Raw genomic sequence first — 24,346 nt, forward strand, 5'->3', positions numbered from 1 at the left:
TACGGGGGTGGCCACGCCATGCCGACGTCAGTCGGTAGACGGACCAACCGCCTCGCCCCGACCTCCCGCGTCGACCGCCGGACCGTCGTGCGCCTCGGGATCGTGGCCGCCGTGTCGTACGCCGCGTGGCTGGCCATCGGCGCCTTCGGACGGCCGTACAACTTCTTCGACATGAAGATCTACCACGGCGCGGTGGTGTGGTGGGCCAGCGGAAACGAGCTGTACGACTTCGTCGCGCCGTCGACGACACTGGGCTTCACCTATCCACCGTTCGCCGGTGTGGTCATGCTCCCGATGTCCTGGCTGCCCGTCGACGGCGCCGGCTTCGTCAACGCCCTGGCCAGCATCGCCGCGCTCGCGGTCGTCCTGGCGGCGCTGCTGCGCCCCATCGTGGACCGGCTCGGCTGGCCGCTCTGGTTCACCGTCGGCATCGCCACCCCGCTCGCGGTGGCCATCGAGCCGTCCCGGGAGACGCTCGGCTACGGCCAGGTCAACCTGCTGCTGTTCGCGCTCGTCATGGCCGACATGGTGGGCCTGCGCTGGCGCGCCAAGCGGGGCACCCACCACGAGACCGCCGACTCGCCGCTGGCCCGCTTCGTCTACAGCGGCGCGTGGGCGGGCGTCGGCATCGGGCTCGCCACCGCCGTCAAGCTCACCCCGGCGTTGTTCGTCGCGTACCTGATGCTGACCCGGCAGTGGCGCGCCGCGCTCACCGCCGTCGGCACCACGATCGGCGTGACCATCGCGACGTTCGGCCTGGTCGGTGAGGAGTCCCGCGCGTACTTCACGAGCGTGCTGTGGCAGACCGAGCGGGTCGGCGCGGCGGACATGACCGCCAACCAGTCGCTCGCCGGGCTGCTGGCGCGGCTCTACGACTCGATCGAGACGCCCGGCCTGCTCTGGCTCGCCTTCTCGGTGCTGCTCCTGGCGCTGGGCCTGTCCCGCGCGATCAGCGCCCGCGCCGACGGCGACGAGCTGACCGCGTTCACACTCGTCGGGCTCACCGCCAACGTGATCAGCCCGATCTCCTGGTCGCACCACCTGATCTGGGTCATCCCGGCGATCATCGTGCTGGCCGACGCCGCGGTACGCCGCCGCGACGCCAGCCGTGGCCTGCCCCTGCGCGGCAGCGGCCCCTCGGCCAACGGTGTGCCGGCGCTGCGCCCGCCGATCTGGTACCCGACGTTGACCGGGCTCCGCCACGGCGTCGGCGCGCTCGGGCTCTACCTGCTGTTCCTGATCTCACCGATCTGGCCGTACGAGCACCAACTCCCCGAGGTGTCCCACTACCAGGACGGCCTGTTCGGCGCGCTGATGGAGAACTCCCTGGCCATCGCGCTGATCGTGCTGGTGGCGGCCCTGCCGTGGCGTCCGGGAGCCGAGCCCGCGTTCTACCACGACCGGTTCAGCCGCGCGGCCGCGCTCGCCGGCCGGCGCTGAGCACTCAGGGGCAGTTCACCCATTCCTCGGTGCCGTCGTCGAAGACCTGCCGCTTCCAGATCGGCAGCCGCGCCTTGACCTCGTCGACCAGCCGGGCGCACGCGGCGAACGCCGCCGCCCGGTGGGCGGTGCTGACCGCCGCCGCCAGCGCCACGTCGCCGATCTCCAGCGGGCCGATCCGGTGCGACACCGCGACCGCGTAGACCGCCGGGTCGGCGGCGATCTCGGCCGCCACCTCACGCAGCACCGCCTCGGCGGTGGGGTGGCCCTCGTACTCCAGCCGGGTGACCCCCCGCCCGTGGTCGTGGTCGCGGACCACGCCCTGGAAGGAGACCACCGCGCCGGCCCGGCGGTCGGCGACCGCCGCCTCGTGCGCGGCCAGGTCGAGCGGCCGGTCGGTCACCGCGCCGAGCACCACGCCTGCCCGCACCGTCACGACGTCTCCCGTCGGCTCGTTCGTCGCGCTCACCCGGCACGCTCCCCGGGGGTCAGCGGCAGCGGCACCAGCGGCACCCGGTCGCCGGCCGCGCCGCTGGCGCCGGGCCGGATCACCGCGAAACCATCCGCGCCCGCGAGACCGCGCAGCATCGCCGACCCGACGTGCCGCACCGGGTACGCCGTGCCGGCGACCCGGTCCCAGCGGGCCAGCGCCAGATGGGTGTAGTCGCCGCGCCCCGGAATCGGCTCGGCCAGCGTCACGTGCGGCAGCACCGGCATCGGCCGGCCGGTGAGACCGGCGAGCAGCGGCGCGACGAGCGACACGAGCGCCACCACCGCGGACTGCGGGTTGCCCGGCAGACCGGCCACGAACCGCACCCGCCCGTCGTCGCCCACCAGCCGGGCGAGCAGCATCGGGAAGCCCGGGCGCACCGCCACCGTATTGACCACGTAGTCGGCGCCGAGCGCCTCCAGCGTCGGGTGCAGGTGGTCGACCGGCCCGTGCATGGTGCCGCCGGTGGTGCAGACCAGGTCGGCGTTGGCGAGCGCGCCACGCACCGCCGCCACGTGCGCGGGCAGCGTGTCGGCAACCGGGCCGACCACGTCGGCCGTACGCACCTGGCAGCCGTAACGGCGCAGCCAGGCGGGCACCGACGGGCCGAGCGCGTCGCGGACCCGCCCCGCGCCGGGCGGACCCGAGGTGAGCAGTTCGTCGCCGAAGACCAGCAGCGCGGCCCGGGGTGGGCGGCGGACCCGCAACGTGTCGTGCCCGCAGGAGGCGGCCAGGCCGAGCACCGCCGGATCCACCGGCGTGCCGGCGGGCAACAGCTCCTCCCCGAGGTACGCCTCCTCGCCCGGCTCCCGCCACTCCGGCGCCGGGCGGGGCGTGCCGGTCACCAGGCCGTCCGCCGTGCGGGCCGACTCCTCGATCCGCAGGATCGCCGTCGTGCCCTCGGGAACCATCGCGCCGGTGGCGATCTCGACGGTGCTGCCGTCGGCCTCCAGCGGCGCGGCGGTGTGCCCGGCGAGCAACCGGCCCACCACCCGCCACGGCCCCGGGCCCCGCACCGCCCAGCCGTCCACGCTGGAGGTGGGGAACGCCGGCAGGTCGGTACGCGTCGTCAACGGCTCGGCGAGGGTGTGCCCGTCGGCCTCGGCCAGCGGGCGGGCGACGGCGGGGAGCGCGGCGGACAGGCCCACCGCGTACACCCGGGAGCGGGCCTCCTCCCACCCGGCCGGTGGTGGCGTGCCCGCCTCGGCCGCGGCGGCTTCGGTTTCCGTGCTCATCCGGCGAGCCTAGCGCCGGGGCACGTGGCCCGCGGGTTCAGTGGTCGCCGCCGCGAAGCTGGTCGACCGCGTGCCGCAGGATCGGCCCGAGCACCGCAAGGCCGTCGCGGGCGCCGCCCCGCGAGCCGGGCAGGTTGACCACGAGCGTCCGGCCGGTCACCCCGGCCAGCCCGCGGGACAGCACCGCGGTCGGCACGGTGTCGCGGCTGTACGCGCGGATCGCCTCGGCGATGCCGGGGATCTCGTAGTCGAGCAGCGCACGGGTCACCTCGGGCGTGCGGTCGGTCGGGGTGATGCCCGTGCCACCGCTGGTCAGCACCACGTCCACACGTTCCTCGCGGGCGGCGAGCAGCGCCTCACCGACCGGATCGCCGTCCGGCACCACCACCGGCGGGTCGACCTCGCAGCCCAGCTCCCGCAGGCCGGTCACGAGCAGCGGGCCGCTGGTGTCCTCGTACACCCCGGCGGCGGCACGGTTGGAGGCCACGATCACCCGGGCCCGGATCACGGCCGGTCCTCCGGCCGGACCCATTCGCCGGTCTTGCCGCCCTCCTTGCGGAGCACCCGGACGGCCTCCACCGAGGCGGCCGGGTCGACCGCCTTCACCATGTCGATGAGAGCGAGGCCGGCGACCGCCACCGCGGTCAGCGCCTCCATCTCGACGCCCGTCCGGTCGGCGGTCTTCGCGGTGGCGGTGATCTCGACCGTGTCGGCGGTCAGGTCGAGGTCGACGGTGACGCCGTGCAGCGCGATCGGGTGGCAGAGCGGGATCAGGTCGGGCGTGCGCTTGGCGCCCATGATGCCGGCGAGCCGGCCGACGGCCAGCGCGTCGCCCTTGGGCAGGCCGTCGCGCCGCAGCAGCTCGACCACCTCGGTGGTGGTGCGGAGCCGGCCGGCGGCGACCGCGAGCCGGCCCGAGACCGGCTTGGCGGAGACGTCGACCATCCGGGCCGCGCCGGCCGGGTCGACGTGGGTGAGCTGCGCGGGTTCGGTCACGGCCCGACCCTATCCGCCGGGTACGACGACGCGCGTGCTCCCGGCCGTCGGCGGGGAGGAGCGCCGTGTCGGGTGCAGATCCACGACGCCCCTCCCTCACCTACCCACCGCCGATTCGCTGGGGGGAACTGGCGGTGGGGGCCTTCGCTCGGCCTGGCCCACCCTGGCGGTGAGCCCTCCCCGTGGCCGATGGCGGGACGCTAACGAACGCTGCGATAAGAAATCGATAAGGCGGGTCAGGTCGGTGGTGACGGCATCGCGGCGAGCTGCCGCCGCAACTCGTGACGCTCCGGGGCGCCCATCCGTTCGAAGATCGCCAGGGCCCGTTGCCGGTACCGTCGCGCCTCGACCGGCTGCTCGTCCACCAGGTGCTCCGCCAAACCGCTGAGGGCGCGGGCCTGCTCGTACGGGTGGGCGATCCGGGTGGCGATGGCGAGGGCTTCCTCGAGCACGGCGGCGGCCTCCCCGCCTCGGCCGACGGCTCGCAGGGTGACGGCCAGCTCGTTGCGCGCCTCGGCTTGGACCTGCTGCTCACCGGAAGCGGCGGCGGCCTCGATGGCGGCTTCATGATGCCGCAACGCCTCCTCGTAGCGGCCGAGCTGGCGGTAGGTCCCGGCGAGGTCGCTGATCGTCTCGGCGCGGGCGAAGCCGCTGCCGGTGCGGTCCCGGAGCGCCAGCGAGGCGCGTAGCAGGCGCTCGGCCTGCGCGTTCTGCCCGAGCCGGTACCTGACGCCTCCCAGGTGCCCCAGCGCGTTCGACATGTGGAACGGGTCCTGCCTGGTGCGCGCGACGAAGAGGTGGAGCCGGTGAACGGCCATCGACTCGTCGTACCGGCCGAGGCAGCGGAGCGTGAGGCCGAGGTTGGGCAGAACGGGAAGGGTGTCCAGCACGTTGCTGCGCAGAGTCAGGCGGTTGATCTCCAGCGACTGCTGAAGTCGACCGGTGAGCCAGTACACCACGCCGAGGTTGAACCGCGCCCGCTGCGCGCCCGCTGCGTCCCCGAGCCCGGTGAGGATCGAGACGACCTCGTGCAGGTGGGTGGAGGCGTCCTGGAAAGCGCCGGTACGCACACAGGCCGACGCGAGGTAGTTGTGCATGAGAGCCACGGCGTGCCGATCTCCGCACCGTCGGGCCGCTGCCAGACCCGCGGAGTGGGTGACCGAGATGTCGTCGAAGTAGCCCCGGGTGTAGAAGAAGCGCCAGCTGGCGCGCGCGAGCCGCCAGGCCATCGGTTCATGGCCCTCCTCAGCCGCCTGGCGGGCGAAGGCGATCAGATTCAGGCGCTGGTCCTCCAGCCAGTCCAGATCGCCGTGCTCGCGTCCGACGAGCAGGTCCGCGCGGCGCGGCTCCCCGAGCCGCAGGTGCAGCGCGAGTACGCCGCTGTCCTCGGTCTGCGCCGAGGCCCGCACCACCGAGTGCAGCAGGTGATCCAACAGGTTCTGTACCGCCGCGTGGCGCGCCGGCCGCTCGTCCTCCTCCCGGGCCAACTCGGCGGCGTACCGCCTCATCAGATCGTGCAGGCGGTACCGGCCCGCCGCGGTCTCCTGCACGAGGTTGCGGTCCACCAGTTCGTCGAGGACGTCCGCCGCCTCCCGCCACGGCAGATCGTTTAGGGCGGCGACCATGGCGGTGTCGAGGTGACCGCCGGTGACCAGCCCGAAGGATCGGAAGGTTCTCCTGCACGCCTCGTCGAGCGGCTCGTACGACTCGGCGAACGCCTCGATCACGCTCCGCGCCTCGGTCCGGAGACCGGGAAGGATCATCGATCTGTCGTTCAACCTGTCGACGAGATCGGAGATCCGCCAGTCCGGCCGGTGAGCGAGGCGGGTGCCGGCCAGCCTGACCGCGAGGGGCAGACAGCCGCAGATGCCGACCAGGCGGCGTGCGGCCTCCCGTTCGGCTGTCACCCGCCCGTCCCCGACAAGTGTCGTGAGCAGTTGCAGCGCCTCGGGCTCGGAGAGAACGGCGAGGGACACCGGCGGCCGTTCGGTGAGCGCCAGCAGGCGACGCCGGCTGGTGACGAGCACCACCGCCGGCCCGGAGGTGGGCAGCAGCGGTTCGACCTGCCGGCTGTCGGCGGCGTTGTCGAGCACCACCATCGCGGCCCTCGTGGCGAGTTCTCGCCGCCACATTTCCAATCGATCGGGCAGTTCCATCGGTATCCGGCCCGCCGGCACACCCATTTGGCGAAGAAGGATGTCAAGCGCTGCGGTAGGCGTCATCCGCGTGTCCTCGGTGTGCCCGCGCAGGTCGACGAAGAGCTGCCCGTCGGGGAAGCGTTCGGCCAACCGCGAGGCCACGTGCAGGGCGAGAGTCGTCTTGCCGCAGCCCGCCATGCCGTCGATCAGGCGGATCGTCGGGACTCCGCCGGACCGCTCGCGCACGTCGTGCAACAAGCGATCGACAATTTCCTTCCGGCCGACGAAATCCGGCACCGTGCGCGGCAGCCAGTCATGCGTACGGGATCTTTTCCGAATTGTTTCCGCCTCGGTGACGGAGTTCGGGACCCGCCGACGGGCGAGGGCGGCCGCGACCCGCAACTGCTCCATCTCCTCGCTGGGCGGCACGCCCAGTTCGCCGGTGAGGGCCTCGCGCGCGGCGCGGTAGACGGCCAGCGCGCCACCCGCATCACCGGCCGCGGTGAGGGCACGCATCAGGAGACACTGCGCGCGCTCCCACAGAGGCTGACGCGAGACCTCCTCACGCAGCAGCGACGCCGCCGATTCCGGGCGCCCCAGGATGAGATGCGCCTCCGCCAGCGACTCCAGGGCTGCCCGGCGTTCCTGGCTCGCGGCCTCTCGCCGGGCGGTCAGCACCGGCCCCAGCGTCAGCCCGGCGAGCAGCGGGGCCGCCGCGGCGCCCACATCCTCCAGCAACGGGACCGCCTGCGCCGGCGCTCCCGCCCGCATCAGTTCCCGAGCGTGGCGCCAGCGCGCGGTCAGCCGGTACAGGTCGATGAGGCTCTCGTCGGCGAGGAGTCGGTAGCCACCGGGCTCACGGACGATCCTGAGCCTGTCATCCGCGTACGAGTCGAGGCTGCGACGCAGGTTGCCGGCGTAGGTCCGAACATTGGCGATCGCGGAGCGAGGCGGATCGTCGGGCCACAACTCGTCCACCAGGTCGTGCATGGGGACCAACTGATTGGCCCGCACGACCAGCAGCGCCAGAACCAGCTGCTGTTTGGGGGTTCCAAGCGAAAGGCCCGCGGCGCCGATCCGCACCGCCAGACCACCGACCACTTGGATTTCCATGCTGCTGTTCCGGCCCCAGTCGGCTCTTGTCCACGGGCACACGGGAGCGTAATCGATTAGTCACAAACCCGTTGCCCCGGCAGCGGTCTCGCACACCGACACCACTCTCGTCCGACCCGGCGGTGAAAGCCGCCCAAAGCACGGTTGTAATGTTCCGCCGCCACGACGACGCTACAGGCGACGTAAGGCTCCTCAGGCCATTCCCATGGCGCTGAGCGACTACGCGGGTACATGAAGGAGACGATCGGCTCCGCTCCGCATACACCCCGTGGACACAACGTCATTTACTCCGCAATAGTTACTTATATTGCGCATACCGACATTAATGCTTCCTTATCGCCCTACCTACGCTCTAACCTGCTCTTCCAAGACAGGGGGCGCCACGAAGCGCCAAGAGAGATATGCGAGGAGGGTCGTGACAATGCGCAGCACCGAATGGAACTGACGAACCTTTTGGTCATCAAGCAACCACGACCCGTTTCGATATCCGAGGAGGCGGCAAAATGCGTAGCACCGAATGGAACTGAGAGTTCTCATATTTCCGGCGAAGGGGTAGGCTGCCGCTCATCGCATTCCGACGGTGAGCGGCGGGTGATGCCGGTTGAGCCGAACAGCGGACGGCCGACAAGCCGTCGAACCCATGCTGCGCGTGATCGTGTCCGTCTTGAGCGTGTGCGCGACGTTCGTCGCGCTCGCCGCACTGATCGCCGTCTGGACAGAGCCACCGGACTCCGTACGTGACCTCGTCACCGTCACGGCCCTGGTGGTGACGGTCGCCCTGGCCACAGTCATCAAGACGCCGGTGCGAATCCGGTCGACCACAGTGGCCTTCGCCTGGGTCGAGACTGCGATCGTCGTCGGTCTCGCCGTCGCGCCGGCCTCCTGGCTGATCCTGGCAACCGGCATCGGCGTAGCCTGCGGCTCGGTCACGCGACTCGCGCCCATCAAGACCGCATTCGGCGTCGCGAAGCACACGTTGGTCGCCGGGGGCAGCGCTCTCGTCATCCTGCTGCTCGGCAACGCGTGGCCGCCCCGCGAGCCGCTCCAGATCGTTCTGCTGCTCGGAGTCGTCTACCTCGTCGCGGCCGTGCTCGACGACCTACTCGCGATGCCGGTCATCGCGCTCGCGTCCGGCACGCCCATCGTGCGGCAGTTCCGCACCGACCTCGACCTGCGGGTGGCCGGCTTCGCGGTCCGCTTCCTGGTGGCCGCCTGCACCGTACTCATCCTGCGGGCCGATCCCCGGCTGCTGCTCGCCGTGCCGGCACTGGTGCTCAGCCTCCACCTGGCCTATTCCACGCGGATCCGCACCCGCACCGAGCAGCAGGCGTGGCAACGACTCGCCCGCGCCACCGACGCGCTCAACGTGGTCGACCTCGACCAGGTGCTGACCACCGCAGTCACCGAAGCCAGCGAACTCTTCTCCGCCGACGAGATCGAGATCGAACTGCGCGACGGCGGACGCACCGTCCGCGGCAACGCCGCAGGCATCGCGTACGACGGAACGTCGCCCCAGCCCAGCGACATCGACGGCCGGGTCATGCCGGTCGCGCTGGAAGGCCACAACCGCACCGACGACCTCGGCGTGCTGCGGCTACGGTTCGCCGGTCCGGTCGAACTCTCCGAGCGCGAGCAGTACACCCTGCGTACCTTCGCCTCCGCCCTGTGCACCGCGGTCCGCAACGCCCAGGCGTACGCCGAACTCGCCCGCATCGCCGAGGACCACGCCTACGCCGCCACCCACGACGCCCTCACCGACCTGTCCAACCGGCGTCACCTGCTGGACGAGGGCAGCGCCCAGCTCACCACCCGGCACGCCGACGGCGTCACCGCGCTGGTGCTGATCGACCTCAACCACTTCAAGGAAGTGAACGACACCCTCGGCCACGGCGCCGGTGACCAGGTGCTGATCCAGGTCGCCGAGCGGCTGCGCGACGCCGCCCGCCCCGACGACCTGGTCGCCCGGCTCGGCGGGGACGAGTTCGCCGTGCTGCTGCGCGGCCTGCCCGCCCCGGCCGTCGCCTCCCACCGCGCCGAGGCCCTGCTCAACGCCCTGCACGACCCGCTCGACGTGGACGGCATGCGGATCAGCGTGGAAGCCAGCGGCGGCATCGCCGTCGCCCCCGCCACCGGCGGGATGCCCGAGCTGCTTCGCCGCGCCGACGTGGCCATGTACCAGGCCAAACGCGCCGGCCAACGACTCGCCACCTACGCCCCCGCCCGCGACACCGCAGACCTCAGCCGGCTCACCCTCGGCGGGGAACTGCCCCGCGCCGTCGCCGACCACGAGTTCACAGTCAACTTCCAGCCCATCGTCGACCTCGCCGGCGGCGAGGTGATCGGCGCGGAGGCCCTCGCCCGCTGGCACCACCCCACCCACGGGCTCATCGACCCACTGCGCTTCCTCGAAGCGGTGGAACGCTCCGGCCTGCTGCCCGCGTTCGCCGAGGCGATCCTCGACCAGGCGCTCATCGCCGCCGGCTCCTGGCGCGACGCCGGCTTCGACCTGCCCGTCTCGGTCAACGTGTCACCCCGCAGCCTGCTCGACGCCCGCTTCCCCGGCGCGGTCCTGGCCCGGCTGCGCGCCCACGACCTCCCGCCGGACCGGCTCGTGCTGGAACTCACCGAGACGCTCACGCTCAGCCAGCTCGACGTCGTCGACCGCGTCCTCAGCCGCCTGCGCGACTCCGGCGTCCGCCTGGCGCTCGACGACTTCGGCACCGGATATTCGTCGCTCTCCCTGCTCTCCCGCATCCCCGTACACGAACTGAAGATCGACCGCAGCTTCGTCACCGCCATGGAGACCGCGCCCGAGGCCGCCGCCGTCATCCGCTCCACCCTCGACCTCGGCCGCAGCCTCAACCTCACAGTCGTCGCCGAGGGCGTGGAGAGCGAACCCCAGCGCCGCGCCCTCTGGGAACTCGGCTGCGCCGCCGGCCAGGGCCACCTGTTCGCCCGGCCACTGCCCGCCGCCGCGCTGCTCGCCAGCCTCCAGCGCGGCCACGGCGGCCGCACCGGCGCGCTCGCCCCGGCACTGCACGACGCGGGCGCCGTGATCCGCCTCCCCGGACGCCGCGCCGGCGGCGCCCGCACCCGCCCCAACCCGTCCGCCGCCGGCGACTCCCGGCAACCCTGACCCCGCCGGGCCACCGCGCCGGTCTGCCAGACTGGCCCGCGTGACCGCCCACGCCGACCCCGCAACCACCGTCTCCCGCCGCTGGTCGGCACTCGACACCGCAGCCGGTGGTCTCGCCCTCGACCTGGGCCTCTACGCCGCCGCCGCCGTCTTCGCCGCGGTCACCGCCGCCACCTCCACACTGCCGCCGCACCGCGCCTGGGGCGCCGTCGCCACCATCGGGTACGCGCTCGCCACCCTCGCCGCGACCACGCAACTGCTCGCCCGCCACCGCGCCCCCGGAACACCCCTGGCCGCGCTGCCCGCACGCTGGACGGTCACCGGAATCACCTGGGCCACCACCGCGCTGCTGCCGATCGTCACGCAGAGCCTCGAACGGGCCGGCGGGCGTACCGACCGCGCCCAGGAGGAGGTGATCGTGGTCGAACACGCCGGCGCCCGCCTCGCCGAGCACGGCACCCCCTACCTCGGTCCCGACGCCATCGCCGCGCTGCCCCCCGGCGAACAACTCCTCGGCTACACCCCCTACCAGCCCGGCATGGCCCTGTTCGGGCTGCCCCGCGCCGCGGTGGACGCCTGGTGGACCGACGCCCGCGTCTGGTTCGCCGTCGTCACCGCGCTCACAGTGATCGCCCTCGTCGCCACACTGCGCGCAAGCGGCGGCCCGGCCGCGCCCCGCCGCGACGCCGCCGTACTGCGCGCCGTTCAAGCCGCCACCGTCCTGCCCGTCTGCGCGCTCACCCTCGCCACCGGCGGCGACGACCTACCCGTACTCGCGCTCTGCCTGCTCGCCCTCGCACTCGCCGCCACCGGCCGACCCGGCCGCGCCGGTCTCGCCGTCGGCGCCGCCGGCGCGCTGAAACTCTTCGCCTGGCCGATCGCCCTCGTGCTGCTCTTCTGGGCCGCCACCAGGCGGGCCACCCTGCGCACCGCCCTCGGCGCCCTCGGCCTACCAGTCCTCGCACTGATCCCGGTGCTGCTCGTCGACCGCGAAGCCCTCGTCGAGAACGTGCTGCGCTTCCCCCTCGGCCACGGCCTGGTCACCAGCCCCGCCCAGTCACCCTTCCCCGGCCACCTGATCGCCGAGACGCTCCCGGCCGGCCGGGCGGTCGCCGCCGCGCTGCTCGTCGCCGCCGGAGGAGCCATCGCCGTCCGGCTGCTGCGCCGCCCGCCGCGCACCGCCGCCGCCACCACGATCATCTGCGGGTACGGGCTGCTCGCCGCGATCCTGCTCATGCCCTCCACCCGCTTCGGCTACCTGCTCTACCCGATCGCGCTGCTCGTGCTCGCCCCGGCGCTGGCGCTCACCCGACCAGGCGACCCGACGGCATTCCCGGCAACCGCCCCGCGCGATGCGGCCGGAAGGCGTACACCTGAGGGATGACCACCTACCGCGACCGGGCCGAGGCGGGACGGCAACTCGCCGAACGTCTGACCGACCTCGCCGGCCGACCCGACGTCATAGTGCTCGGCCTGGTCCGCGGCGGCGTACCCGTCGCCCGGGTGATCGCCGACCGGCTCGGCGCCCCCCTCGACGTGCTGGTCGTCCGCAAGCTCGGCGTGCCCTGGGCGCCCGAGGTCGCGTACGGCGCGCTCGGCCCCGGCGGCGTGCAGATCCTCAACGAGATGGTCGCCGGCCGGATCAGCGAGAACGACCGCGCCCAGGTCCGCCGCCGCGAACAGGCCGAACTGGAACGCCGCGAACAGCGCTACCGCGGCGGCCGCCCGCCGCTGGACCTGACCGGACGCACCGCCGTCGTCGTGGACGACGGACTCGCCACCGGCGCCACCGCACGCGCCGCCGTCCAGGTCGCCCGCCACCTCGGCGCCGCCCGCGTCCTCGTCGCCGTCCCGGTCGGCTCCGAGCAGGCGTACGAGATGCTCGCGCCCGAAGCCGACACGGTCGTGAGCTGCCAACTCCCGCCCGACTTCGCCGCCGTCGGCGCGTACTACGAGGACTTCCACGAGGTCACCGACGACGAGGTCACGCAGGCGCTGACCGCCGCTGCGTGAAAACACCCGGTACCGTCGTTGTCATGCAGATGACCTGTCCCAAGTGCCGCGGAGAGATGCGCCAGTACGAGCGCAGCGGAGTAGTCATCGACCAGTGCGGCGAATGCCGGGGCATCTTCCTCGACCGCGGCGAGCTGGAAAAGCTGTTCGATGCCGAGGCCAACTGGAACCAGCAGCACGGCGGCGCCCGGCAGCCCGCGCCGTCCGGCGCCGGTTACCCGCCACCCCCGCCGCCCCCGCCCGCCGCCGCGCCGCACCAGCCCGGCTACGGCGCCGTCCCCCCGCCCCCTCCTCCGCCGCCGCCCGGCCACGGCTACGCCCAGCCCGCGTACGGCCACGGCCAGCAGCACTACGGCTACCACGGCCACTACCGCCGGAAGAAGAAGCACGGCTTCCTCGGCGAACTGTTCGACTGACCGCCGACGTCGCCCACGCCGGGCCGGTGCGCCGCATCGACCCGGCGTGCCCGTCGTCGTACTTCTTCACCGTGCCGGGCGCGGCGCGCCGTGGCAGGCTGCACGGCATGAGCCCGATCCGGCAGCACGAAGCGCTGGCCCAGGCGTACGACGGCATCACCGCCGTGGTCACCCCGCTCGACGACGCCGCCCTGCAACGCCCCACCCGGTGCCGCGGCTGGCTCGTCGCCGACCTGCTCTTCCACGTGCTCTGCGACGCCCAGCGCGCGCTCGTCGCCCTGGCCAGCCCCGCACCCGGGCCGCCCGACGTGGACGACGTCAGCTACTGGCGCGCGTTCCCTCCCGGCGACGACGACGCGAGCGCCCGGCACGCCTGGTGGGCACGCCGCTCCGCCGTCGCCTTCGACCGGCCCACCGGCGTGGTCCGGCTCTGGTCCGACACCGCGCCCGCCGCCGTACGCGCGGCCACCGCAATAGACCCCGACGGGTACGTGACCACCCAGGGTCACGTGCTGCGCGTACCCCATCTGCTCGCCACCCTGACCACCGAGGCGGTCATCCACCACCTCGACCTGGTGGTGGACCTGCCGGACGCGCCGCTGCCGGCGGCGGACCCGACGCGGGTCGCGGTGACCACGATGGACGGGCTGCTCAGCGACGAGGCGGTACGGCCGGCCGGCTGGGACGACCACGAGTACCTGCTGAAGGCCGCCGGCCGGGTGCCGCTGACCGACCGGGACCGGCTGGAGCTGGGCGAGGCCGCCGGCTGGTTCCCGCTGCTCGGCTGACGCCGCTCAGACGATCGCCATGTCCACGAAGCGCGACAGGTGCAACTGGGCGGCAACCGTCACCGTGTCGGTCGGCCCATTCCTGTGCTTGGCAACAATAAAATCCGCCTCGCCCGCGCGCGGCGACTCCTTGTCGTAGTAGTCGTCGCGGTGCAAAAGGATAACAACGTCCGCATCCTGCTCAATCGAGCCAGATTCACGCAAGTCGGACAATTGGGGGCGCTTGTCGGTGCGTTGCTCCGGGCCACGGTTCAGCTGACTCACCGCGATCACCGGGCACTCGACTTCCTTGGCCAGCAGCTTCAGGCCACGGGACAGGTCCGCGACCTCCTGCTGCCGGCTCTCGGTGCGCTTCGGTGAGGTCATCAGCTGGAGATAGTCGACCACGATCAGCTTCAGGTCGTGCTTCTGCTTGAGCCGCCGCGCCTTCGCCCGGATCTCCATCAGGTTCATGCTCGGGGTGTCGTCGACGAAGAGCGGTGCCTCGCTGATCTCGCCCATGCAGCGGGCCAGCTTGGTCCAGTCGTCGTCGGAGAGCTGCCCGCTGCGCAGGACGTGCAGCGGTACGCGCGCCTCGGCCGAGAGCAGTCGCATGACGATCTCGACCTTGCTCATTTCCAGCGAGAAGATCGCCGACGCCTGGTTGGCCCGGATCGCCGCATTTCGGGCAAAGTCCATAGATGCGGTTGATTTGCCCAAACCAGGCCTGCCGGCCACGATAATAAGTTGGCCGGCGTGCAGGCCGTTGAGCAGTCGGTCCAGGTCGGTGAAGCCGGTCGGCACACCGGTCATCACGCCGCCCTGGGCGCCGACCGCCTCGATCTCGTCGAGCGTGGGCTGCAGCATGTCGGCCAGGACCGCGAAGTCCTCGCTGACGCGCTTCTCGGTGATCTCGTAGACGGCCTGCTGGGCGAGGTCGACGATGTCGTCGACGTCGCGGCTGCCGCTCGGCCCGGTGCCGTAGCCGAGCTGCACGATCCGGGTGCCGGCCTCGACCAGGCGGCGGAGCACCGCCCGTTCCCCGACGATGCGGGCGTAGTAGGCGGCGTTCGCGGCGGTGGGCACGCTGGCGATGAGCGTGTGCAGGTAGGGCGCGCCGCCGATGCGGGCGAGGTCGCCGGAGTCGGCGAGCGCGGCGGCGACGGTGATCGGGTCGGCGGGTTCGCCGCGTCCGTAGATGTCGAGGATCGCGTCGAAGATGGTGGCGTGGACGGGGCGGTAGAAGTCGTTGGTCTTCAGGATCTCCACGACGTCCGCGATGGCGTCCTTGGACAGCAGCATGCCGCCGAGTACGCACTGCTCGGCGGCCACGTCCTGCGGTGGTGTCTTCTCGAACGGCGCGTCGCGCGGCGGCGGCGGCTCGGACGACGGTTGCCCCCCGGTCCGTTCCGTACGCGCCTCGTCGGTGACCGACACGGGTGCCCCCCTTGCTGCGTCGGATCGAGTCCAGCTCTATCGCTGGGGTGTGACAACTTCCGCCGACCCCTCCGGTCGATCGGGGGTCATCGCCCGGCGGTCGGGGGGACCACGATACGGAACCCGAGGTCAGCGACTCAACAAGGCCGGTGGATGAGCCTCGGGACAACCTGTGGACGCCTGGGGACCGGCATGTGCGCAGGGTGTGCACAGGGTGTGGAAAAGTGATGGGGAATTCCGGGCGTATCGCCTCTGACCTGCGCTTTTACTGTCCCCACCCTGTGGACGGAAGATTTCCGGCTGAGCTTTGTCGTCGTTCGTCCCGTACTATCGCTGCGAACGGCGACACCTGGGACAGCGGGTTTACTTTCGGGTTGAGAGAGGTCACGCTCCGGCCGTGAGACACCGGGACTGGGGAAGCGGGGAGGACAGCCCGCGCGAGCGACGGCCGAGCGGTTCCTGGGACGAGCCCGCCGGGCCGCGCCGGGCCGACTCGTACGCGCCGGAGAGCTACCGCACGCCGAGTCGGCGGCGGGCGATCGAGCGCGGCCAGGACGAGCCGGTGGACACCTACCTTCCCCGCTGGGCTCTGGAGTCCGGGGTGAGCCGCGCGGACGGTGGCGGGCGGCACGCGGCGCCCGACGACGAGATCGAGGTCGAGACGCCGTCGTCCGAGGGTGGCCGGCGCACGGAGGCGGGCCGCCGTCGGCGCGATCGGCCCGAGCCGCGGGCGATAGGTGCGGGTCCGTTGTCGGACCACACTGCCGAGTGGACGATGGACGCCCCCCAGGAGCGGGGGTACGTGGGGAACAGGCGTGCCGACTCGGACGACGAGCCGGTGTCGGGGGTGTCGCCGCGTAGTCGTCCCCGTCGCGCGGCGACCCGGCGTCCGCAGGTGATCTGGTCCGGGCTGCCGGATTCGGCGGGCTCGGGCGACGAGGAACCCGCGCGGGACAGCGGGCGGCCGGGCGGGCGGCGTCGTTCGGCGTCGGGTTCTTCCTGGCCGCCGCCGGTGGCGTCGGACTCCGCCTGGTCGCGTTCGGCGGTTGCGGGCTCGGACCGGTCCCGTCCGGCCGCGTCGGATGCCGACTGGCCCGCGTCGGCGGTGCCGGAGTTGCGGCGGCCGGCGTCGGAGTCGGAGTCGGGCTGGTCGCGGTCGGCGTCGTCGGGCCGGTCGGCTTCGGAGCCGGGCTGGTCGTCCTCGGCGGCTTCGGAGACGGGCTGGTCGCGGTCGGTGGCCCCGTCGGGTTCGGAGCAGTCCCGGCCGGCGGCGGATCCCTGGCAGCGGCGTCGGGCGGCCGACCGTGAGCCGCCGGAGCCGCCGCCTGCGGTCGACCCGTGGGACGCGTCGGGCGTGCACGCCTGGGGCCGGTCGGCGCCCGGTGGCCGCTGGGAGCAGGCGGAACGCCGGTGGGACCGCACGGAGCACACGGGCGAGTGGGACCGGTTCACCGACACCGGTTATCTGGAGCCGGTGCGCGACGAGGTCGATCCGTGGGATCGCACGGCTCCGCCGGTGCGGGAGGGATGGGCGTCACCGGAGCGGGCCGAGGCGTTCTGGTCGGGTACCCGGCTGGCCGGGGACGATCCGCGGTGGATGGAGACACCGCCGTCGGCGCCGAGGTCACCGGCGGTGGCGTACTCGGCTCCGCGTCCGCGTGCCGTGCCGCGCGGTCGGCCGGTGGCGCCGGCCGGGTCGACGCTGCGCCGGCGGGTGGAGACGATCGGTGGCGGCTCGTGGGGCCGGCGGCTGGAAGACGACCTGCTGGATCCGGATCCGGGCGGTCCGCTGCGGCCTCTGGTCTACACGGTGGCCTGCTATCTGGTCCCGGCCGTGCTGCTACTCGTCGGTCTGCTGTTCCTGAGCGGTCAGCCGCCGGAGGGTTGCGTCACCGACATCACCGGTGGCGGCTGCGACTCGCCGCGTACGCATGCCCTGGATTCGCTGGTGTCGGCGGCGCCGCGGTTCGGTCTGGCGTTGGTGAGCAGCCTGGTGGTGGCGGTGCTGCTACGGCAGGTCGGGACGACCTGGCGGGCGGCGACGGTGGCGCTGGCGGCTGCCGTGGTGGGCGGTGGTCTGTCGACCGTGGTGATCAGCGCGGTGACCGGCAACCCCCTCGGCTGAGACCCGGAGGTGCGGCCGGGGCCGTGGTGACGGAGATGCGGAAGGGCCCGCACCGGTGTCCGGTGCGGGCCCTTCGCGTCGTGCTACGGGTGTCAGCCCTTGACCACGTTCAGGTCGAACTTGGCGGTCACCTCGGGGTGCAGCCGGATGCTGACCGGGTAGGAGCCGAGCGCCTTGATGTGGCCGGGCAGCTCCAGCCGGCGGCGGTCCAGGGTCGGGCCGCCGGCGGCCTTGACGGCGTCGACGATCTCGGCCGGGGTGACCGAGCCGAAGAGCCGGCCGCCGTCGCCGGCGCGGGCCTTCAGGTTGACCTTCAGACCCTCGATCTGGGTCTTGACCTCGGTGGCGTGGCCCAGGTCGCGGATCTCGCGGGCCGAGCGGGCCCGCTTGATGACCGTGACCTGCTTCTCCGCGCCCTTGGTCCAGGCGATCGCGAAGCCCTGCGGCAGCAGGTAGTTACGGCCGAAGCCGTCCTTCACCTCGACGATGTCGCCCGGAGAGCCGAGGCCGGACACCTCCTGAGTGAGGATGATCTTCATGTCCGTGCCTCCTCTCAGCGGGCCGTGGCCGTGTACGGCAGGAGCGCCATCTCGCGGGCGTTCTTGACCGCACGGGCGATCTGCCGCTGCTGCTGCGAGGTCACGCCGGTCACCCGCCGAGCGCGGATCTTGCCGCGGTCGGAGATGAACTTGCGCAGCAGCGCGGTGTCCTTGTAGTCGATGTAGGTGATCCCGTCCTTGTCGAGCGGGTTCACCTTCTTCTTCGGCTTGCGAAGTGCCGCAGCCTTAGCCATTGCTCGTGCTCCTGGTTTGCGATCGCGGGCGCTCGGCGCCATTAGAACGGAGGCTCCTCGTCGAAGTTTCCGCCCGAACCACCGCGGGAGGGGGCGGGGGCAGCAGAGGCCCAGGGGTCGTCGAAGTTGCCTCCGCCGCCACCCTGGCCGCCACCACCACCGAAGCCGCCGCCACCGCCGCCGGAGCGGGACATCTTCTGCACCTTCGCCGTGGCGTAGCGCAGCGACGGGCCGATCTCGTCGACCTCCAGCTCGATGACGGTGCGCTTCTCACCCTCACGGGTCTCGTACGACCGCTGACGCAGCCGGCCGGACACGATCACCCGAGCGCCACGCTGCAGCGACTCGGCGACGTTCTCGGCGGCCTGGCGCCAGACCGTGCACGAGAGGAACAGCGGCTCGCCGTCCTTCCACTCGCCGGAGGCCTTGTCCATGAAGCGGGGCGTCGAAGCGACCCGGAACTTGGCGACCGCCGCGCCGGAGGGGGTGAAACGCAACTCGGGGTCATCGGTCAGGTTGCCGATGACCGTGATGGTGGTGTCTCCTGCCATGACCATCTCCTCGCGCACTCATCTTTGTGCGGTACAGGCTCTCAGAGCCGTACGACAGCGTGGATGAGGCTTGATCCGGACGTGCCGGGACTAGATGCTCAGCGCATCTCCGGACGGATGACCTTGGTGCGCAGCACCGACTCGTTGAGTCGGAGCTGACGGTCCAGCTCGCCAACGGCCTCCGGCGTCGCCTGGAGGTCGATGACGGCGTAGATGCCCTCGGCCTTCTTGTTGATCTCGTACGCGAGGCGCCGGCGGCCCCACACGTCGGTCTTCTCCACCGAGCCACCCGCGGTCCGGATCACGTTCAGGTACGTGTCGAGCGACGGGGCGACGGTGCGCTCCTCGAGGCTGGGGTCGAGGATCACCATGACTTCGTAATGACGCAAGACGTGCTCACCTCCTGTGGGCTAAGCGGCCACGGTCCTTCCGTGGCAGGAGGTCGTGCGTCGCTGCCGTGACCGGTTCCGGGGGAACCCGGCTGGACACGGACAACCGGACCAGGATAGCCGGTGCGGACGATCATGGACGGACCGGTCGGCCGGCACGGCCCGGACGCGGCGACAGGGGCCCACCTTCGGCCTCGAGAGCCGGCAGGTGGACCCCTGTCCACGGGACCGCGGGGCGTCCCGTCCGCATTCCTTGGGTGGGACCTGGGGAGGAACGACCACACCGATGAGGTTGGATCGAAGACGCCCCGCGGAGCTTTATCGTGTTGTCACCTGTGCTGACCATACAATGGCTCTCGTCACCACTTGGGGTAAATTGAGGATTTAGTCCGGACTTCCATTTGGTGTGCCGGATTCCTGATGGATCCCGCCCCGTCGTGCCGGGCCGCACGCCGGGGCGTCCCGTCACCGGGCGTCGGCCCCCTCACCCGTACGTGCTGTGGACCACGTCCGGGCGGAGCGTCGACCATCGATCCCACCTCGGACAACGACCGCCGGGCCGGGTGGTGACGCCTCCGACCCGCCGGGCGCCTCCGGCGAGCGCGGCGACCGTCGCAGGCGCGACGTAGGCTGCCCTGCATGCGAATCGGAGCCCACGTCGATCCGACCGACCCGCTGGCCGAGGCGGCCGCCCGGCAGGCCGAGGCGGTGCAGTTCTTCCTGGCCGACCCGCAGGGCTGGAAGGCCCCGAAGCCGCGCGAGGACGCCGAGCGCCTGCGCGCCGCCGACGTCGACCTCTACGTGCACGCGCCGTACGTGATCAACGTGGCCACGCTCAACAACCGGATCCGCATCCCCAGCCGCAAGCTGCTGCTCGCCCACGCCACCGCCGCGGCGGCCGTCGGCGCCAAGGGCCTGATCGTGCACGGCGGCCACGTCAACGCCGGCCAGGACGTCACCGTCGGCTTCGACAACTGGCGCAAGACCTTCGCGTACGCGGCGGAGTCCGGCGGATTCCCGCTGCCGGTGCTGATCGAGAACACCGCCGGTGGTGACAACGCCTGCGCCCGGCACCTCGACTCGCTGGCCCGGCTCTGGGACGCGCTCGGCGACCACGAGGTCGGCTTCTGCCTCGACACCTGCCACGCCCACGCGGGCGGCGAGGAGCTGCTGGGCCTGGTCGAGCGGGTGAAGGCGATCACCGGCCGGATCGACCTGATCCACGCGAACAACTCGAAGGGCGCCTTCAACTCCGGTCAGGACCGGCACGACAACCTCACCGGCGGCACCATCGACCCGGAGCTGCTGGTGGCGGTGATCCGCGCGGCAGGCGCGCCGGTGATCGTGGAGACCCCCGGCGGCGTCGAGGGCCAGGCCGCCGACATCGCGTTCCTGCGCGGGCAGTTGGGTGCGGCGGAGTGACCGCCGAGAAGTCCGGCACGACCGGCCGCCGGTCCGGCGCCGAGACCCGGGCGGACGGGACCGGCGCGAAGAACCCGCCGGACGACGCGGCCGGGGCCGGGCCGGGGAGCGGCTCGCCCGACGAGCGCGCGTCCGGCGCGGACAGCTCCGGCGAGGACGACACCGCGGGCACGGTGACGAGTGCCGGCAAGGCGAAGCGGACCCGCAAGGCTCGCCGCACCGGCGCGGCGAAGGCGGCAGGCGCGGCGAGCACCGCCGACAAGACGAGCACCGCCGACAAGGCGGGTGCCGGCACCGACAAGGCGGAGGCCGGCACCGACAAGGCGGAGGCCGGCACCGACAAGGCGGAGGCCGAGGCCCGGGACAGAGCGGACGCCGCCAAGAAGGACGGCGACGCCGCGGAGAAGAGCGACGCCGCGAAGCAGGACGGTACGGGCGACGACGAGCCGGCCGACCCGTGGTCCGCGTTCGGTCCGGCGCCCGAGCCGGTGCTCGGCCGCCCCCGCCGGGCCGTCCGCGCCGTGGGCCGGTTCCTGGTGCACGAGTGGACGCTCGCCGTCGTCGCCGCGCTGGCGCTGGCGGCGGCGATGACCTGGCCCACGCTGCGCTATCCGCGGCACACGCTGCCGCAGGACTACTGGGACCCGAGCCTGCAGGCGTGGCAGATGGCATGGTCCGGCCACATCCTGCGGACGAACCCGGCGCAGCTGTGGCACTCGAACACGTTCTATCCGGAGAACTGGAGCTTCGCGTTCTCCGACACGCTCCTCGGGTACGCCCCGGCCGGCCTGATCGGGGTCGGCCCGGAGCACGCCGTGCTGCGCTACAACATCATGTTCGTGCTGGCGCACGCGCTCGCCGCGTTCGGCGCGTACGCGCTGGCCCGGCAGCTCGGCGCGGGCCGGATCGGCGGCGCGGTGGCCGGGGCGAGCTTCGCCTACGCGCCGTGGCTGCTGGCCCAGGCCGGCCACCTGCACATCATCTCCAACGGCGGCATCCCGTTGGCGCTGGCCATGCTGGCCCGGGGGCACGGCTGGTCACTGCGGTACGGGTACCGGCCGCGCCGCCGGCACGCGGGCTGGGCGTTCGCCGGGTGGCTGGTGGCCGCGTGGCAGCTCAGTCTCGGCTTCGGCATCGGGCTGCCGTTCGCGTACATGCTGGCCGGAGTGGTCCTGGTCTCGGTGGTGCTGTGGTTCGTGCGGCGGCGCAAGGTGAAGCGTCCGTTCGGCCGGCGGCTGTTCCTGGCCGACGTGCTGGGCGGCCTCGTCTTCGCGGCGGTGGGCGCGGCGCTGGCGGTGCCGTACTTCAAGGTCGCCGAGCTGCACCCGAACGCGGAGCGCACGATCGGCGACATCGGTCTCTACTCGCCGCCGGCGAGCGGGTTCTTCACCGCGCCGGCCGAGTCCCGCATCTGGGGTGGTCTGCACGAGGGTGCCCGGGCCGTGCTGCCCTGGCATCCGGAGATGACGTTGTTGCCGGGCTTCGTGCTCTACGCGCTCGCCGCCGGGGGGCTGTTCTTCTCGGTGTGGCGGGTCCGGCACCGGATCTTCCTGCTCGCCGGTGTGCTCGTCACGATGGCGCTGGCGATGGGCACCCGGTTCTTCGGCGGCCGGTTCACCTACGTGCCGTTGTTCGACTATCTGCCGGGCTGGAGCGGGCTGCGCACGCCGGGCCGGATGATGCTCTGGACCACGCTGCTGCTTGGCCTGCTCGCGGCGGGCGCGGTCACCGCGTTCTGCATGCGGGTACGCGAGCTGGCCGCCGAGCGGGTACCGCCGTGGCCGGGTCCGTGGCTGCGGCTGGCGACGCTGCTGCCGTTGGCTCTGGTGCTGGTGGAGGGGTTGAACGCCACGCCGCAGCCGGTGGTGCCGCGGCAGCCGGCGGCGCTGCGGACCGTGGACGGGCCGATGCTCGTGCTGCCGAGCAGTCAGAACCTGGATCAGCCGGTGATGCTCTGGTCCACCGACCGGTTCCAGCCGATGGTCAACGGCGGCAGCGGCTTCACGCCCCGGTCGCAGGCCCGGATCCGGGAGGCCACTGTCAGCTTCCCGGACTACGCGAGCGTCGACTACCTGCGGCAGATCGGCGTGAAGAACGTGGTGGTGTTGCGCGACGAGCTGGAGGGCACCCCGTGGGAGGGGATGCTGGACCGGCCGGTCGACGCGCTGGGCGTGGCCCGGGAGCAGGTCGGCGAGGCGGTCGTGTTCCGGCTCTAGACCGACCTGCTCCCGTCGCTCAGACGGGCACGGGTTCGGCGGGCTGTTCGGCGGCGCGCGCCCGCCAGCGCCGGTGCCAGGGCGCGTCGGGCGCGCCGTCGAGCACCCCGCCGTCGGGGTCGTCGGCGTAGGTCTGCCGGACCGCGTCGAGTTCGGGCCGCACGATGTCCCGGATGATGAATCCGCAGAGCACCGCCACGGTGATCAGGCGCAGGCTCGACGCCAGCACGAAGACGCCCTCGGGGAAGACGGGCCGGGACATGGCCGTGCCGAGCAGTTCGCCGTAGAACGCGGCGAAGTAGCCGACCTCGGCGATCTGCCAGGCGAGGAACGCGCCCCAGCGCGGCCGGGCGAGCACCGCGAGCGGCAGCAGCCAGAGCACGAACTGCTGGGACCAGACCTTGCTGAAGATGAGGAACGCGGCGACCACCAGGAAGGCGAGCTGGGCCAGCCGGGGCCGGCGCGGCGCCAGCAGCGCCAGCCCGGCCACGCCGAGGCAGGCCAGCCCGAAGAGCAGGTACGACACCCAGTTGAGCGTGGGGATGTTGGCGTTGAGCCATTCGAACGGCCCGAGTTCGCCGGGTGCGGACGGGCTGATCCGGCCGTCCAGGTAGCGGCCGATGTACCAGAGCGTGCCCCAGTCGATGGGTCGTGTGGTGTTCAGGTCGAAGAAGCGTTCCCAGTTCTCCCGGTAGGGGATCGCCACGGGCAGGTTGACCGCCACGAGGGACACCAGTGCGGTGGCGGTGGCGACGAGCCCGGCGGCCAGTTTTCCGGCCCGTAGCGCGAGCACCAGGATCGGGCCGAGGAGGAACAGCGGCCACATCTTGGCCGCGCCGCCGAGTCCGATCAGGACGCCCGCCACCGCGGGCAGCAGCATCGCGTACCGGTCGGGGCGGGCGCGCGCCCAGGCCAGCAGGCCGAACGCGGCCAGGCCGATGGCGAGCAGGTCCCAGTTGACGGTGGCGGTGAGCACCAGGGCCGGGGAGAGCGCGAACAACGCGGCGTCCCAGGGTCGTCGGCGGCGCAGGCTGAGGATGACCGCGACGGTGGCGACGGCGAGCGCGCCGAGCACCAGCGCGTTGAGGTTGTAGAACCACTGCCCCTGGTTGATGGCGGGGTTGTCGACGCCGAGGGCGTGCACCGGCAGGCCGAGCGCGCCCATGAAGTAGCCGGTCAGCACCGGGTACTCCACCGGGTGGTCGGCGTAGGGCACCTTGCCCTCGTTGAGCCCTTCGGCGTAGTAGAGCGCCAGCACGTCGGTATAGCACATGCGGGTGTACTGGATGTTGTTCTGCCACGCGCCGTCCTGGCAGGGGGATTTCTGCACCCAGTGCAGTGCCAGCGTCAGGCAGACCAGCGCCAGCACGATCCGGCCGGCGGTCCAGAACCGGCTCTCGCGGTCGGCCGGCCGGTCCAGGGCGGCGGCGTGGTCGCCGAGCGGCCCCCCGATCAGACCGGAGGCGCCGCGGACGAACCAGTCCGAGCGGGACGGGTGGTCAATCGTCTCGGCCGATCGCGGCGCCGCCTCGGACGCGCCGGGCTCATCGATGCCTGCGGGCGACTGGGTGCTCATGGAGAGGCATCCTGCCGTACACAGGGGGTCGCCGTCCCGTCGCGCGCGGAGAAATTCCGGTACGCGAAACGCCGGCGGCGGCCGGACCGCTCG

At 72.4% G+C, this 24,346-nt stretch carries 20 protein-coding genes; 9 read left to right on the top strand and 11 right to left on the bottom strand.

The genetic code is table 11. From position 1 onward, the window contains the following. The first annotated feature begins 18 nt into the window (after window positions 1-18). Window positions 19-1,440, top strand: a complete 1,422-nt coding sequence (locus tag PVK74_RS20810) for a glycosyltransferase 87 family protein (RefSeq protein ID WP_043327708.1) — start codon at window positions 19-21, stop codon at window positions 1,438-1,440. A gap of 4 nt (window positions 1,441-1,444) precedes the next feature. Here PVK74_RS20810 and PVK74_RS20815 read toward each other — a convergent pair whose 3' ends face one another. The 5 genes from PVK74_RS20815 to PVK74_RS20835 all read right to left on the bottom strand — a co-directional run bounded on the left by PVK74_RS20815 (window position 1,445) and on the right by PVK74_RS20835 (window position 7,382). Then, window positions 1,445-1,870, bottom strand: coding sequence for a molybdenum cofactor biosynthesis protein MoaE (locus PVK74_RS20815; protein ID WP_187693504.1), 426 nt, complete (start codon window positions 1,868-1,870; stop codon window positions 1,445-1,447). A 35-nt stretch (window positions 1,871-1,905) separates the two neighbouring features. After that, the gene (locus PVK74_RS20820; protein WP_274477042.1) at window positions 1,906-3,165 is read right to left on the bottom strand and encodes a molybdopterin molybdotransferase MoeA; all 1,260 of its coding nucleotides are present in this window, start codon (window positions 3,163-3,165) and stop codon (window positions 1,906-1,908) included. 37 nt (window positions 3,166-3,202) lie between these two features. Further along, window positions 3,203-3,697 carry a MogA/MoaB family molybdenum cofactor biosynthesis protein gene (locus tag PVK74_RS20825; protein ID WP_274477043.1) on the bottom strand — a complete coding sequence of 165 codons (495 nt, stop codon included), beginning with the start codon at window positions 3,695-3,697 and terminating at the stop codon, window positions 3,203-3,205. Further along, window positions 3,670-4,161, bottom strand: coding sequence for a cyclic pyranopterin monophosphate synthase MoaC (gene moaC / locus PVK74_RS20830; RefSeq protein WP_113974493.1), 492 nt, complete (start codon window positions 4,159-4,161; stop codon window positions 3,670-3,672). Before moaC ends, PVK74_RS20825 begins: the two co-directional genes overlap by 28 nt. Before the next feature lie 236 nt (window positions 4,162-4,397). Further along, window positions 4,398-7,382 carry an AfsR/SARP family transcriptional regulator gene (locus PVK74_RS20835; protein ID WP_274477044.1) on the bottom strand — a complete coding sequence of 995 codons (2,985 nt, stop codon included), beginning with the start codon at window positions 7,380-7,382 and terminating at the stop codon, window positions 4,398-4,400. Window positions 7,383-8,052: 670 nt separating this feature from the next. Between PVK74_RS20835 and PVK74_RS20840 the strand changes: the two genes are divergently transcribed. Genes PVK74_RS20840 through PVK74_RS20860 form a run of 5 tightly spaced genes read left to right on the top strand, consistent with a single transcriptional unit; the run spans window position 8,053 to window position 13,765 of the window. Beyond that, window positions 8,053-10,548, top strand: a complete 2,496-nt coding sequence (locus PVK74_RS20840) for a putative bifunctional diguanylate cyclase/phosphodiesterase (protein ID WP_420800502.1) — start codon at window positions 8,053-8,055, stop codon at window positions 10,546-10,548. 40 nt (window positions 10,549-10,588) lie between these two features. After that, window positions 10,589-11,932: a glycosyltransferase 87 family protein gene (locus PVK74_RS20845; RefSeq protein WP_274477045.1), complete on the top strand. Its 1,344-nt coding sequence runs from the start codon at window positions 10,589-10,591 to the stop codon at window positions 11,930-11,932. After that, window positions 11,929-12,561: a phosphoribosyltransferase gene (locus PVK74_RS20850; protein ID WP_069089303.1), complete on the top strand. Its 633-nt coding sequence runs from the start codon at window positions 11,929-11,931 to the stop codon at window positions 12,559-12,561. Before PVK74_RS20845 ends, PVK74_RS20850 begins: the two co-directional genes overlap by 4 nt. Before the next feature lie 23 nt (window positions 12,562-12,584). Continuing rightward, on the top strand, window positions 12,585-12,977 hold the full coding sequence (locus PVK74_RS20855; protein WP_174536204.1) for a TFIIB-type zinc ribbon-containing protein: 393 nt from the start codon (window positions 12,585-12,587) through the stop codon (window positions 12,975-12,977). 26 nt (window positions 12,978-13,003) lie between these two features. Next, window positions 13,004-13,765: a maleylpyruvate isomerase N-terminal domain-containing protein gene (locus PVK74_RS20860; protein WP_233607869.1), complete on the top strand. Its 762-nt coding sequence runs from the start codon at window positions 13,004-13,006 to the stop codon at window positions 13,763-13,765. Window positions 13,766-13,771: 6 nt separating this feature from the next. On the opposite strand, the gene dnaB is transcribed toward PVK74_RS20860, so the two are convergent. Then, window positions 13,772-15,181: a replicative DNA helicase gene (gene dnaB, locus PVK74_RS20865; protein ID WP_043327703.1), complete on the bottom strand. Its 1,410-nt coding sequence runs from the start codon at window positions 15,179-15,181 to the stop codon at window positions 13,772-13,774. Between the two features lie 397 nt (window positions 15,182-15,578). On the opposite strand from dnaB, the gene PVK74_RS20870 reads away from it, so the two are divergent. Continuing rightward, entirely contained in the window at window positions 15,579-17,306 is a 1,728-nt protein-coding gene (locus tag PVK74_RS20870) for a hypothetical protein (RefSeq protein ID WP_274477046.1), read from the top strand. 92 nt (window positions 17,307-17,398) lie between these two features. Here PVK74_RS20870 and rplI read toward each other — a convergent pair whose 3' ends face one another. The 4 genes from rplI to rpsF all read right to left on the bottom strand — a co-directional run bounded on the left by rplI (window position 17,399) and on the right by rpsF (window position 19,039). Continuing rightward, on the bottom strand, window positions 17,399-17,845 hold the full coding sequence (rplI, locus tag PVK74_RS20875; protein WP_013289354.1) for a 50S ribosomal protein L9: 447 nt from the start codon (window positions 17,843-17,845) through the stop codon (window positions 17,399-17,401). 14 nt (window positions 17,846-17,859) lie between these two features. Beyond that, window positions 17,860-18,099: a 30S ribosomal protein S18 gene (gene rpsR, locus PVK74_RS20880; protein WP_007073789.1), complete on the bottom strand. Its 240-nt coding sequence runs from the start codon at window positions 18,097-18,099 to the stop codon at window positions 17,860-17,862. A gap of 41 nt (window positions 18,100-18,140) precedes the next feature. Then, window positions 18,141-18,668 carry a single-stranded DNA-binding protein gene (locus PVK74_RS20885; protein WP_018788497.1) on the bottom strand — a complete coding sequence of 176 codons (528 nt, stop codon included), beginning with the start codon at window positions 18,666-18,668 and terminating at the stop codon, window positions 18,141-18,143. Between the two features lie 80 nt (window positions 18,669-18,748). Further along, window positions 18,749-19,039, bottom strand: coding sequence for a 30S ribosomal protein S6 (rpsF, locus tag PVK74_RS20890; protein WP_013289357.1), 291 nt, complete (start codon window positions 19,037-19,039; stop codon window positions 18,749-18,751). A 639-nt stretch (window positions 19,040-19,678) separates the two neighbouring features. Here rpsF and PVK74_RS20895 point away from each other — a divergent pair. Together PVK74_RS20895 and PVK74_RS20900 are read left to right on the top strand one after the other, a co-directional pair. Beyond that, window positions 19,679-20,461: a deoxyribonuclease IV gene (locus PVK74_RS20895; RefSeq protein ID WP_274477048.1), complete on the top strand. Its 783-nt coding sequence runs from the start codon at window positions 19,679-19,681 to the stop codon at window positions 20,459-20,461. Continuing rightward, window positions 20,458-22,677: a hypothetical protein gene (locus tag PVK74_RS20900; protein WP_420800503.1), complete on the top strand. Its 2,220-nt coding sequence runs from the start codon at window positions 20,458-20,460 to the stop codon at window positions 22,675-22,677. The genes PVK74_RS20895 and PVK74_RS20900 overlap by 4 nt, the downstream gene beginning before the upstream one ends. Window positions 22,678-22,696: 19 nt before the next feature. On the opposite strand, the gene PVK74_RS20905 is transcribed toward PVK74_RS20900, so the two are convergent. Continuing rightward, window positions 22,697-24,253: a glycosyltransferase family 87 protein gene (locus PVK74_RS20905; protein WP_064448061.1), complete on the bottom strand. Its 1,557-nt coding sequence runs from the start codon at window positions 24,251-24,253 to the stop codon at window positions 22,697-22,699. Between the last annotated feature and the right edge of the window lie 93 nt (window positions 24,254-24,346).

The sequence above is a fragment of the Micromonospora chalcea genome (assembly GCF_028768405.1).
In the GTDB taxonomy this organism is placed as follows: Bacteria; Actinomycetota; Actinomycetes; order Mycobacteriales; family Micromonosporaceae; genus Micromonospora; species Micromonospora chalcea.